At 38.6% G+C, this 12167-nt stretch carries 11 protein-coding genes; 5 read left to right on the forward strand and 6 right to left on the reverse strand.

Annotation, left to right across the window (positions count from 1 at the left end; all coding sequences use genetic code 11):
- Positions 1–8: 8 nt before the first annotated feature.
- The 5 genes from ODQ17_RS01815 to ODQ17_RS01835 all read right to left on the reverse strand — a co-directional run bounded on the left by ODQ17_RS01815 (position 9) and on the right by ODQ17_RS01835 (position 3818).
- Positions 9–224, reverse strand: coding sequence for a Sec-independent protein translocase subunit TatA (locus tag ODQ17_RS01815; RefSeq protein WP_005040670.1), 216 nt, complete (start codon positions 222–224; stop codon positions 9–11).
- Between the two features lie 96 nt (positions 225–320).
- A complete protein-coding gene (locus ODQ17_RS01820) occupies positions 321–1091 on the reverse strand; it encodes an ABC transporter ATP-binding protein (RefSeq protein ID WP_192454353.1) in 771 nt (256 codons plus the stop codon).
- Positions 1092–1109: 18 nt separating this feature from the next.
- A complete protein-coding gene (locus ODQ17_RS01825; protein WP_322901352.1) occupies positions 1110–1898 on the reverse strand; it encodes an ABC transporter permease in 789 nt (262 codons plus the stop codon).
- A gap of 3 nt (positions 1899–1901) precedes the next feature.
- On the reverse strand, positions 1902–2741 hold the full coding sequence (locus ODQ17_RS01830; RefSeq protein ID WP_322901354.1) for an ABC transporter permease: 840 nt from the start codon (positions 2739–2741) through the stop codon (positions 1902–1904).
- 3 nt (positions 2742–2744) lie between these two features.
- Positions 2745–3818 carry an ABC transporter substrate-binding protein gene (locus ODQ17_RS01835; protein WP_322901355.1) on the reverse strand — a complete coding sequence of 358 codons (1074 nt, stop codon included), beginning with the start codon at positions 3816–3818 and terminating at the stop codon, positions 2745–2747.
- 314 nt (positions 3819–4132) lie between these two features.
- On the opposite strand from ODQ17_RS01835, the gene ODQ17_RS01840 reads away from it, so the two are divergent.
- The 4 genes from ODQ17_RS01840 (at position 4133) to ODQ17_RS01855 (ending at position 7447) form a co-directional block, all read left to right on the forward strand.
- Complete coding sequence (locus ODQ17_RS01840) at positions 4133–5266, forward strand: LLM class flavin-dependent oxidoreductase (protein ID WP_322901357.1); 1134 nt, start codon at positions 4133–4135, stop codon at positions 5264–5266.
- 190 nt (positions 5267–5456) lie between these two features.
- A complete protein-coding gene (locus ODQ17_RS01845) occupies positions 5457–6284 on the forward strand; it encodes an energy transducer TonB (RefSeq protein ID WP_322901358.1) in 828 nt (275 codons plus the stop codon).
- A gap of 24 nt (positions 6285–6308) precedes the next feature.
- Positions 6309–7043 (forward strand): MotA/TolQ/ExbB proton channel family protein, encoded by a 735-nt coding sequence (locus tag ODQ17_RS01850; RefSeq protein ID WP_004701581.1) that lies wholly within the window; start codon positions 6309–6311, stop codon positions 7041–7043.
- A complete protein-coding gene (locus ODQ17_RS01855; RefSeq protein WP_001018517.1) occupies positions 7043–7447 on the forward strand; it encodes an ExbD/TolR family protein in 405 nt (134 codons plus the stop codon). The genes ODQ17_RS01850 and ODQ17_RS01855 overlap by 1 nt, the downstream gene beginning before the upstream one ends.
- 62 nt (positions 7448–7509) lie before the next feature.
- Here ODQ17_RS01855 and ODQ17_RS01860 read toward each other — a convergent pair whose 3' ends face one another.
- Complete coding sequence (locus tag ODQ17_RS01860; protein ID WP_322901361.1) at positions 7510–9093, reverse strand: ABC transporter substrate-binding protein; 1584 nt, start codon at positions 9091–9093, stop codon at positions 7510–7512.
- 285 nt (positions 9094–9378) lie between these two features.
- On the opposite strand from ODQ17_RS01860, the gene ODQ17_RS01865 reads away from it, so the two are divergent.
- Positions 9379–11991: a TonB-dependent receptor gene (locus ODQ17_RS01865; RefSeq protein ID WP_322901362.1), complete on the forward strand. Its 2613-nt coding sequence runs from the start codon at positions 9379–9381 to the stop codon at positions 11989–11991.
- Positions 11992–12167 lie beyond the last annotated feature (176 nt).

Here is a 12167-nt window from a genome sequence, read left to right on the forward strand (position 1 = left end):
TAAATCACTCATATTTTATTTTGTTTTTCATTATGTGATTCAACTGGACTAATATCTTTGTATTGCTGGTTTTGCAATAATTTTTGATCGTCAGAATTAACTGAATCTTTAAAATCTTTAATTGCACCACCTAAGTCCTTACCTAGATTTTTTAATTTTGAAGTTCCAAATAATAAAATAACAATCACTGCAAACAGTAAAATATGCCAAATAGATAAACCCATTTTCTCTATCCTATATTAATTAAATGTAAAGAATATTAATATCACGATATTATCTGTTTTCTAAATCATATTAATATCGATCAATATTCAAATTAATTATGCTGTGTGATCTAGCATATTAAGTGCCTGATTGCGAAAACCAAATAAAAGTTCACTTTCTTTATATCGAGGATGTGTCAACGGAACTTGAATAATTTCTTTAATTTTTCCTGGTCGGGCTGACATTACAATGACACGGTCTCCAAGATAGACAGCTTCTTCAATATCATGAGTGACTAAAATCATAGTGATTTTTTCGTGTTGCCAGATACGCTGAAGCTCAGCTTGTAAGTGACTCCGTGTGATGGCATCTAAAGCGCCAAAAGGCTCATCCAGAAGTAAAATATCGGGTTTATTGACGAGTCCACGGGCAATTGCAACACGTTGTGCCATGCCACCAGACAGCTCATGTGGATAAGCCTTTTCAAAACCCTTCAGCCCAACAATTTCTATATGCTCATTTACCCGTAAATTTCGCTCTTCACGGGTGAGTGGAGTCTCCTCAAGTGCTAAATGGATATTTTCAAAGACAGTAAGCCATGGAAGTAATCGGTGTTCTTGAAAAATAAGACCTCGTTTTAAATCTGTACCTTTTATCTGGGTTTGATTCAATAAAATTTCACCATCATAGTCTTGATCTAATCCAGCAATAAGACGTAATAGTGTTGATTTTCCACAGCCACTACTGCCAACAATCGAGATAAATTCGCCTTGCTCAATGTTGAGGTTAATACCATCTAAAACGGTCAAAGTATTTTGATCACGTTGAAAAGATTTATTGAGTTTTTTAATAGAAAGTAGTGAGAAAGACATATAAATTCCTAACAATATTTTTAAAAAGATAAATTAGGTACGCCATTGCAGCAGGCGTTTTGAAATAAGATGAATACTTGCCGTCATAAAGGCCCCACAAAGGGTAACCGTAATGGCACAAACCAACAGAATATCCATTTCGGCATTAATCTCGGCTTTCATCATTAAGTTGCCGAGTCCCGCACCCGCATTGAATAGCAATTCACTTGCTGTAGTGGTGATCCAAGTAAAGGGCACCGCTAAATTTAAACCAGTTAAAATATGGGGGAAGGCTTGGGGAAGGCGTATTTTTTTAAATTTTCGCCAGAATGAAAATTGATAAATACGTGCGATTTCATCGTATTTTGCATCATTGTGGCTAAGCCCCTGAAATGTATTAATGACTAATGGAAAAAACGAGGCAAGCGCGATAATAAAGATTTTTGCTTCTTCTCCGTTACCAAACCATAAGGCAATTAAAGGTGTTAAACCCAGTAACGGAACTTGTCGAATACTATTAAATAGTGGAGAAACTAAAGCATTTAAAACTTTTGAATAGACAAGCAAAGTACCTAAAATTAATCCGCTTATCGAACCTAAGATAAATCCTATTCCGGCTTTTTTAAGACTTCCCCACGTGTTTAGCCACAATTCACCTGTTTCAAGCAATTTAATAAATGCGAAATAAATGTTTTGTAGAGGAACAAATGCATAGGCATGACTGGAACCTAAGCTTGAGTTGTATTGCCATAAGCCTAATAACAGTAATGGTAGTACTAAGCCTTGTACTAAAATGATTGGCCGTTGCCATGATTGTTTTAAAGTAAAAGAACGCTGAGACATTATTTATCTCTCCCTAGAACTGAGCGCAGGTGAGATAAAGCGTTGTTCCACTAAACGTAAAACTTTATCCAAACCAAACCCGACCACGCCTGTGACAAACACACCAACCATCACAACATCTAAGCGCAACATTTGACGGCCTAGCTCCATCATTTGCCCAATACCCGTTCCGGCAGCCAGTAGTTCAACGGCAACCAAGATCAACCATGCACGACCAAGTGCAATTCGTAGCCCACTAATTAAAGGTGGGAGTATGGATGGAAGAACAATAAGCCTGAGCCAAGCACGTGTTTTAAGTTGGTAGATTTGTCCTAGTTCAATATATTTTTTGGGAATATTTTTGACTGCATCGGCCGTTGCTAATGCAATTGGAAAAAAGCAGGCTTTGATAATCAGTAAAATTTTAAATAATTCACCAATCCCAAAAACTAAAATAAAAATAGGAATAAGGACAAAGATTGGAATTTGGTAAAAAACGTTAAATAAAATATAGGTATAATTGCGAAATAGAGTATTTGCCCCATAGGCAATACCAAAAGCAATTGCACTGATTGCTGCAATAGAAAATCCCAAAAACAGACGAGAAAGACTATCTTTGAGATGCATTTGAAGCTCACCGCTTTGTAACAAAGCGATGAAAGTATTCCAGACAGTTTTAGGTGGCACCAAAATTTGTGTTGGGAAAATCTGTAAAGAACTGATCAAATGCCAAATGAGTAATACTAATAAGGGGGAAATCACAGAGAGCAGCCCATACACCTTTTTAGAAGAAAATTTCTTACGGAGTGGGGTTTTTAATAAAACGTTATTTTGCTCAATAAGTGGCTTTACTAGTATTTTCATCGTCTAGTTTCCCTGCTTATTTGGAGCATGATTCGTCTGTAAATTTTGAATCGCTTGACTGGTAAACTTCGGATTCAACAGTTCATCTGCTTTGATTGGTGTTTGAATAAGCTGATTTTTCACAGCGTGATCAATGACTTTTGAATAATGCTGTTTCAGAAAGTCGACTTGATAGTCTGGGGACCAGTCTTGTTGCCATGTGCTTGCCGTATTCTGGCTTTCACGTTGAATCACACTAAGAGGTTGGCCAAACTTGGTTTGACTTTGCTGAAACTCATCTTGATGGTGCGCAATCCAGTCCATTGCACGTACTGTCGCATCAGCAAGTAATTGTGTGGTATCTGGATGTTGCTCAATATAACTTTTGCTACCCCAGAGTTCGGCACGCATTTTCCAGTCTGCTGGCAAAGATTGTGATGACCAAATAATTTTACCCAAATGGCGATCTTGTAAAGTAAGCGCATCGCTTAAGGTAAAAAAGGCATCTACACTTTTAGCAGATAAAGCAGCAGCCCCAGCTTGCGGGTTTAAATTCACAATTTGAAAGTCTTTTAGGCTTAATCCTTTACTTTGTATGAGTTGCCCAAAGTTAATTTCCCACGGACGGCCACGATGTAAGGCAATTTTTTTACCTTTTAATTCTTCAATAGATTTAATAGGTGAGTTTTCTGGAACAATAAGGTAGACGTTATTACCAATACCTCCGGGTACAACAATTTGTGTTTTAACACCTGTGGCATTCAGGACTACAGCAGGGAGGTTTCCATAAAAAGCAAAATCGATTTTATTATTTAGAAAACTTTCATTAACCAGAGTTGCTACAGCAGCAGTGGTCACAGGTTCCCATTTTAATTCAATGTGATTTTGCTTTAATGCTTTTAGAAAAATTTGATCTTGTGAAATGAGTTGTGGCACACCAATAAAGTCCAAACTACCCGAAGTGCCATTGGCAACGACAGCAATTCGGAGTTGTTGCTGTTCAGACTGTTTTGGGGTGGTCTCTTCTGTTTTTTGTGCGCCACAAGCAACAAGACCCAAAAAACTAAAACCTAAAACTAGACGTGGAAAAATACGCATATCATCATAAGAATTAAAAAATATATGGGGATTGAGCAAGAACCAAGCCAATAAAAATAACCTAAATAAATCAACAAATTATAATTTTTTAGAATTATTATTGAGGTTAAATGCCGCCGTTGTGTTGTGATTGGGACACTCTTTAGCGTTTAAGTGTTGAAATATCAACACAGCTTTTAAACTCGATTTTTTAATATTTATATAAAACAGTAGTATAGCTAAAAATTAATTTAAAAAAATAACGGCATGATTCCTGCTCATAAGACTTTTAACGAATTAAATATCGTCAAATCTTTAAATTATCGAGATTCATTATGTCAGTTGAGTTTTTATGGAGAATCCCTGTTCATGGGGATGGTCGTCGAGCACATCAATTACACACACGCGGTGAATGGAATCAATTAACTCCATCAGTTCAATCTCCACAACGTGTTGCACCGCAACATGAAGATCAGTTATTTGCTTACTATGACTATGTCGAGCAAGTCGCGAAAGCAGCCGATATCGTTGGTTTTCATGGCGCACTCATTCCTGCTTTCCCACATACTGAAGAGCCATGGGTGTTAGCGTCTGCACTGGCAAGAGAGACAAAAAGACTTCGTTTGCTCATCGCAATTCAGCCTTGGTTTATTCATCCTGCTTATGCAAGTCAAATGGCTGCAAGTTTGCAGCGCTTAAGTCAGGGACGAGTCGAGTGGAATGTGATTTCAGGTGGAGGTGGTGCACAACAGCGTGCGTATGGAGACTTTATTGAACATAATCAACGCTATGCACGGACCAATGAATTTTTAGAATTTGTAAAAGGTTATTCGCACCATGCACCTTTCAATTACGATGGAAAGTTTTTCCATGTTGAACAGGGTGGCCTGAAATACCCAATGAATCAATATGACGTTCCACGTTTATGGTTAGCAGGTGCAAGCGATGCAGCTTTACAAGTCGCAGGACGTCACGCAGATATCCATTTAACTTGGGGCGAACCTGTAGACCAACAGAAGAAAGTGATCGAGCAGGCTCAAAATTTCTTTGAGCAGAATTCGCCGGAACGAAAAGTTAAATTTGGCATGCGTATTGATATTTTAGCGCGACCAACCCAAGAACAAGCCTTCCAAGAGCTTAAACAAATGTATGAAACCATTACTGTCGATAGTAATGCTTTTGAACGCAAAGACACTGAATCTGTAGGAGCGAAGCGCCAGCAAGCCTTAGCACAGGGCAACCGTTTTGAAGACCTATTTGTGAGTCCGAATGTTTGGGCGGGAATGTCAAATGTACGAGGTGGCCCAAACTGTATTTTAGTCGGGAGCTATGAGCAAGTCGCAGAACGTTTGCAAGAATATATTGATATTGGGGTGGGACATTTTATTTTAGCCAGTAATCCACACTTAGAAGAAGCATATCGTGTGGCTGAAGAAGTCTTACCCTTAGTAGGATATAAATTAAAATAATAAACTTAGATCCCTTTGCGATATCAAAGGGATCTTGTTGTTTGAACAGCATAACACTGTCTGAAAACCAACATCTTTTGTATCAATCATTTAAAAAATACAAATTAAATTAATAAAAAATAATAGCTTATAGTTTTGGCATGGCTTGTGCAATTTACCACTTAATCTTTTATTTTTAGTTTAAATTTTTATGCGTGATCAAATCTTTAATCCCCATAAGCGGGCTTTGCTCTTTGAGCAATTTGCGACAGTTGCAGCCACAACTGAAATTGCAGATCCGTTTGCACGGCATGATCAAGATGTTATTCAACCTGCTCCAGTGAAGTTGAATAAAGTCTTAATCGCAATTATTGCAGTTGCTTCAGCACATCTTGGAATTTGGTATGTTGCAAAACAATTGCCGACACCAGCTTTAGATATTCATAAACCAGAACCTGTGGTGATTGAAATCGTAAAACCGGTTGAACCACCTAAAGTGATTGAACCCAAAATTCCCCCCATTACTGAAAAACCAAAAGTTCCACCTGTTGTGGAAAAACTCAAGCCAATTCCTAAACAAGTTGAACAACCCAAACCTGTCCAAAAAAGTGTGGAGCAACCTAAGCCAGTTGCAAAAGCGGTAGCTGCACCAACTCCACAAAAAGTTGCAGAACCTGTGGTCACAAAAGAAGTAGTCGCAGAACCGGTTAAAAAAGTTGCTGAGCCTGTAAAAGCGTCAGATGACAATTTACCTGTGACTGAAGCCAAAGGTTATGCCGGATATCTCAGTAACCCTGCACCTGAATACCCTGAACAAGCTTTAGAACGTGGTTGGGAAGGCTCAGTCATTTTACGGGTCAAAGTATTAGCAAATGGCAGCCCGGATACAGTCAGTGTCAAGCAAAGTAGTGGCAAAAAACTTCTAGACAGTGCTGCCGTAAGAACAGTAAAGCAATGGAAATTTTCACCTGCGCTAAAAGGGAAAACCCCTGTAGAAGGCTGGGTCGATGTTCCAATTCATTATCAATTACCGAAATAAAATTTAAATTAAGAGGATATTTTCATGTCAGATATTAATTCATTGATCCATGACGGCACCATCTGGTTATTAGTTGCTTTCTCAATTGTGACTTGGGTGTTGATTGTGGTTAAAGTGGTCCAGACGCAGCGAGCAACAAAACAAAGTAAGCTTTTTGTAGAAGAGTTTTGGAAGGCAAAAAACTTATCAGATGCAGTAACTAAGTCTGAACTTGGTGAAGGCCCAGCAGCTCGAGTAGCTAACACAGGTTTTCAGACTTTAATTGAAGCAGATGAAAAGACGCATCAAGACTTACAAAACAGTTGGAGCCGTCAGGACTTATTAGAGCGCCATTTAAGTAAACAAGTTCTAACTGAGCGCCGCCAATTAGAAAAAGGTTCAGCTTTACTGGCTTCTATTGGAAATAACGCCCCATTCATTGGTCTGTTCGGTACAGTATTTGGGATTATTCATGCATTACAAGCGATTGCTCATTCAGGTAATGCAAGCATGGATGTCGTTGCGGGACCAATTGGAGAGGCGCTGGTTGCAACAGGTATTGGTATTGCAGTTGCTGTACCTGCGGTGCTTGCCTATAACTACTTTGTGCGTAAAGTAAAAACAATTGGCGCAGATCTTGATGATTTTGCAACGGACTTCGTGAGTCTAAATCAAAAAGCAGGATTCCAACTACCAACTGCAAAAAAAGGTACGACTGGTAATACTGCGCTTAAAGATAATTCTGCTAAAGAAGTGAAAGAGAAAGGAGTGTTTGCATAATGGCAATTTCTACCTCTCAAGAAGATGATGTCGTTAGTGAAATTAATATTACGCCGTTAGTCGATGTCATGTTGGTCTTACTCATCGTCTTCATTGTGACAGCTCCTTTGTTAACAAATACGGTGAAAGTGAACTTACCAAAAGCAGCTCCAACTCAATCTACAGATCAAAACAAAGCTGTGGTGATTAGTGTAAATCCACAAGGTGAAATATTCCTTGATAAAGATAAGGTGACACTTGCGAACTTTGAACAAGAAATAAAGTCACGCAAAAGCAGTAACCCTAAATTAGCATTAAACTTAAATGCTGATGAGACCGTACCGTATGGAACAGTTGCAAAATTATTGGCAAGTATTGAACGTGTAGGCGTAGATAAACTCTCTGTGATTACAGTGCCTAAATAATTAGGCCTCCATAAAAAAAGCTGCTTCGGCAGCTTTTTTTATATTTTGAGTACAGATGAATATTAAGCTTTCCAGAGTTTTTCAAAGCGCCATGTCGGAAAAATTGTATGTTCAGGAGCCAAACCACCAATATTTTTAGTTGCTGCATCAATCGTATGGCTAAATCCCCAGATGAGCATTCCACCACGTTCATGTTGAATTTTTTGTGCTTGCGCCAAATGGATTTTACGTTTGGCTAAATCAGGCTCTGCCAGTGCTTTAAAAAATAACTCACTATATTCAGGGTCTTTAAAGTTCACACGATTCGTCGTAGAAATTGGGGCATCGTTAACAACAGCCGTCGATAAGTAGGGCGTGCCGACATTGGTCGCATTACTCGATAGCTGCCACTTACTGCGGTCAGGGCCATTAAACGTTGCAAAATCCACTTGTTTAACTCGAATATTCACATTGGATTGTTTCGCTTGCTCGGCAAAAATTAATGCAGGTTGAGCGCTACTCACTGGGGTAACAAGCTCTACACTCAAACCATCTTTAAAACCTGCTTGGGCTAATAGATTTTTTGCCTCGGCAATATTTTGCTGACGTTGCGGCAAATTGAGAAAGGCAGGGTCTTGCGGCGAATAAAGATCGTTGGCGATTCGACCTTGCCCATTTAAGCCTCGCTGTACCAACTCCTCTCGGTTTGCAATCAAACGAAATGCCTGACGCACTCTAGGATCATTAAACGGCGCTTGTTGAGTATTAAAGTCAAAACTATTATGCGTATTGGTCGCAGAACGTATGGTTTGAATGTGTTTTGCTTGCTCCAAAATTTTAATATATTCGGGCGAAATCGCATTTGCTACATCAATTTGTCCAGCCAATAAAGCATTTAATCTAGAGACCTGATCTTTAAAATCAATCACTTCAAAACTATCTGCATAAGGTTTGTCTGCTTTAAAGTAATTATTAAAACGGGTAAAAACAGAACGCTGCCCCGGAATGAACTCTTTGACTTTATATGGACCAGCTCCGACTGGATTATGAATAGGATCGAAGTCAGTCGGTACAATCCCTCCAAAGTTTACCCAAGTTTCTGGCAATGCAACAAAGCCCGGAATCGTACTAATAAAGGGAATACGAACCGTATATTCATCTAGTTTTTGAATACGATCTCGATCAATCCACTGCACCAGATTGCGAAATGGTGAAGCGAGTTTAGGATCTGTTAGACGTTTCACTGAAAAAATCACATCATCTGCCGTAATGGTTTTACCGTGATGAAACTCTAAGCCTTTGCGTAAACGGATGGTCCATTCACTTGCATTCTGATTAGGTTCAGCAAACTCCGCTAAAGCAAGTCGGGGCAGCATATTTTCATCCCATTCCCATAACTTATTATAAATAGCGAAACCTCGTGTAATACCACTTCCCGACGCTGAAAGATGAGGATCTAGACTGCCTGATTGTTGTCCTCCAATTAGACCCAAGCGTATAACTCCTCCATGCTTTGGCGTTGCAGAAGAGGCACTTTTTGATTCGGTACTATTATCTGGAGAGGGGCCACAGCCTGATAAACTACCCAATAAAGAGACGCCACCTAGCGCCGTGAGACTTTGCGTTAAAAATTTTCGACGTGATAACAGAAATGTTTGATTTGTCATTATAAATACCTAATTAGCTCTTCATCTTCTAAGGTATTGCAGAATAAATGCCAATATTTTTATATAATTTTAATATATTTATCAAATGCTTATATAATTATTGTTTTTGGTGAGTGTCTCTATTTCAACAGCTTTGTTGAAAAAATAAACATGAATAGAATTGATAAGTAAACAATGAGAAATTAAAAACAAATAAATCAAATAGTTAGTATGAATTATTTGGTGATTCAATGGTTGGCATAGGCTTTGCGTAACGCATTGTAAATTTACTTTACTGAGTGTGATATGAGACAGCCTTTTCAATTAAAACCTTTAGTTATTGCGCTTAGCGTATTAGGGGCGACTTTACCGTTATATGTTTTTGCCGAGGAAACACCACAACAAGCAGGTGATTCTGAAAATGATGTAATTACTTTGTCAGATGTAGTCGTTACTGGAGCAGCAAAGAAAACTACCGTTGTTCCCAAACGCAAAGTTACCTCAATTTATGGAACTGATAGCTCTGTATTGGATACCCCGCGTGTAGTATCCCAAGTGTCAGAACAACAATTTAGAGAAGATGTTATTCGTAGTGCGGATGATCTCGTCAAATATGCACCGAGTATTACGCGAGGCGGGGGACAAAATGCTAACTTTGCTCCACAAATTCGCGGACAGAACTCAGAAGTTTTTCAAGATAGCCAACGCATTTACAGTACTCGCCATCCAACCAATCTCAATGCTTATGAAGGAGCCGATATTGTGGCAGGACCTACAGGTGTAATTTTTGCGCCGACTTCAGGTTCTGGCGGATATATTAACTACCTGACCAAAAAGCCTAATTTTAATAAAGCCGAAACCAATATCTCTGGGACTGTAGGTTCCATTTACTCAGGTAAAGGCGCAGAGCCTAATTTCTCTGTCAGTATTGATCATACAGCCCCGATTTCAAAAGAATTAGCATTTCGCGTGAGTGCAACAGCACAAAAAACAGATGACTATTATGACAATGTGAAAAATAACTTTAATGCATTTTATGGGGCACTTGCTTGGCGTCCAAATGATCGTTTAAGAGTAGATTGGAATATCAGTTACGATGATTATTATGATTTTAATGTGACACATGGTTGGAATAGAGCATCGCAGCAATCGGTTGATAATGGCCTTTATTACAAAGGTAGAGCCACGCCTATTATTCAAAACGGATCGACTTTTTGGTCTCCTGTATTTGAATCCGGTGCGGCAAATTCTAAAGTCATTGGTTGGCAAACTCGTCAGAAGAACGATAAAAACCAATATGTTGCTGTTGGTGGAGTTCAGACCACACCTTTACCAAACTCAACTGGTGATCAAGCAGGAACGATTAAAGGTTGGGTGTATAATCCATCAATCCCCGGCAATGAATTGGTTAAGCTAGATGATAATGTTTCAGGACGTAGTGAAGATAAAAATAGTGCCAAGCGATTTAGCACCCAATTAAAAGTAATTAAAGATTTAAATGACCATTGGTCTATTGTAAACAGTTCGCTCTATCAAAATAACAAAGATTTAGGAGACTCTGTTGGAAGCTTCTTTACAGATTTAGATCATGAGTTAATTGATAATCGACTAGAATTTTTAGGCGACTATGATTTTGAAATAGGTGGTGTAAAAATTAATAATAAAAGCAGTACAGGGGGAACATATCGTCATGAGAAGTTTACGTCTTTAGCTGCAAATAATAGTTTTAATATTAATCCTTATGATTTAACCAATGATCCATCGCAGAAGAACCCTGGTGATTTACTGGGGTTGATTAATAATAGCGGTTCAACAGGAGGTTGGATTGGACAAGCCGGAGTACCACAATATTCTCAATATTTTGGTTATTTAAATTTACCGCGCATGTACCCAATTGGAAATGGTTTATATGCAGAAAAAGGTGGCTTTCCACCGAATGGAGGAGGTGCTGTCTATACGGGCTCTGGTTTCTGGGATACGTTGAGTGTGTTCACACAACAAAATTTTACCTTTAACGATGTATTCGGTATCAATTTAGGCATTAACCATAGTTCTGTAAGAGCAAAACTTGAAAACCCACTTGTTTTAACCCCAACAGATGTCCGCTCATCGAGTGATAAATATAGTCTATTGAGCTATCAACTGAGTACGTTTATTAAGCCTACTGCGAAAAGCACACTCTATTTTACCTATGATAAAAGCACCGCATTAAATACAGGAGTGTTTGGACCTTTCTTGATTTGGGGCGCAGGAAATCAACTCAATCCTTTAGCTTTTGACAGTCAAAGTGAGCTAAAAGAAGTAGGATTTAAATATGAGCCTATTGCTGACCAGTTATTTTTAACCCTAAGTGGCTTTGAACAAAAACGAGATTTATCACCCGATACGAACGGTAATATGGCTCGCTTTGAAATAAAAGGTATTGAGTCATCATTAAGATGGCAACTTCAAAAAAATATAGCAATTGGGGGCAATTTCACTTATTTAGATGCTGAATACAGCTCTATTATACCTGCTGGTTTTTCACCATTTGGCTTTCATGCGGACAATGCTACGGTTTGGGGAGACAATAACGCTTTAAACCAACGTAAAGCCGGACGTTATGATGCAGCAGGAATTCCCAAGTACTCTGCAAGTGCTTATGTAGATTACCAGCATCAGTCTGGTTTTGGGGTCAACCTTTCAGGATGGTGGACAAGCTACTGGTACACCAACTTAAGTCAAACCGTGAAAGTACCGAATAACTATAATCTGGACTTAGGTCTTTATTATCGCCAGCCACAGTGGACGGTGGGTCTTAACATTCTTAACCTAACCAATGAACGAAATTTTGTGAATGGTTTGGCAGGAGCGAATAGTGAGTTTTTACAACCAATGCGTCCTCTGACTGTACAAGGCCAATTTAGTTATAAATTTTAAAACCAATCAATCATTTCCAAGAATCTTAAAAAGCCATACGCCCGTATGGCTTTATTATTAATACGGGATATAAAACACGTTAAATCGTGAATGTTGAAATAACAACAATAATACCTTTCAGACTGTCTATCTATCAGCAGCATTAAGTCATTTTTATTTTTAAAATTTTATTAAGT

Origin of the sequence: Acinetobacter sp. IRS14 (assembly GCF_034650275.1) — a bacterium.
GTDB classification, from domain to species: domain Bacteria; phylum Pseudomonadota; class Gammaproteobacteria; order Pseudomonadales; family Moraxellaceae; genus Acinetobacter; species Acinetobacter oleivorans.

What these genes read in the sequence shown, in the direction of transcription:
- ODQ17_RS01815 (WP_005040670.1), bottom strand. Translation starts at nt 224, where the DNA reads ATGGGTTTATCTATTTGGCATATTTTACTGTTTGCAGTGATTGTTATT.
- ODQ17_RS01825 (WP_322901352.1), bottom strand. Translation starts at nt 1,898, where the DNA reads ATGTCTCAGCGTTCTTTTACTTTAAAACAATCATGGCAACGGCCAATC.
- ODQ17_RS01830 (WP_322901354.1), bottom strand. Translation starts at nt 2,741, where the DNA reads ATGAAAATACTAGTAAAGCCACTTATTGAGCAAAATAACGTTTTATTA.
- ODQ17_RS01835 (WP_322901355.1), bottom strand. Translation starts at nt 3,818, where the DNA reads ATGCGTATTTTTCCACGTCTAGTTTTAGGTTTTAGTTTTTTGGGTCTT.
- ODQ17_RS01840 (WP_322901357.1), top strand. Translation starts at nt 4,133, where the DNA reads ATGTCAGTTGAGTTTTTATGGAGAATCCCTGTTCATGGGGATGGTCGT.
- ODQ17_RS01845 (WP_322901358.1), top strand. Translation starts at nt 5,457, where the DNA reads ATGCGTGATCAAATCTTTAATCCCCATAAGCGGGCTTTGCTCTTTGAG.
- ODQ17_RS01850 (WP_004701581.1), top strand. Translation starts at nt 6,309, where the DNA reads ATGTCAGATATTAATTCATTGATCCATGACGGCACCATCTGGTTATTA.
- ODQ17_RS01855 (WP_001018517.1), top strand. Translation starts at nt 7,043, where the DNA reads ATGGCAATTTCTACCTCTCAAGAAGATGATGTCGTTAGTGAAATTAAT.
- ODQ17_RS01860 (WP_322901361.1), bottom strand. Translation starts at nt 9,093, where the DNA reads ATGACAAATCAAACATTTCTGTTATCACGTCGAAAATTTTTAACGCAA.
- ODQ17_RS01865 (WP_322901362.1), top strand. Translation starts at nt 9,379, where the DNA reads ATGAGACAGCCTTTTCAATTAAAACCTTTAGTTATTGCGCTTAGCGTA.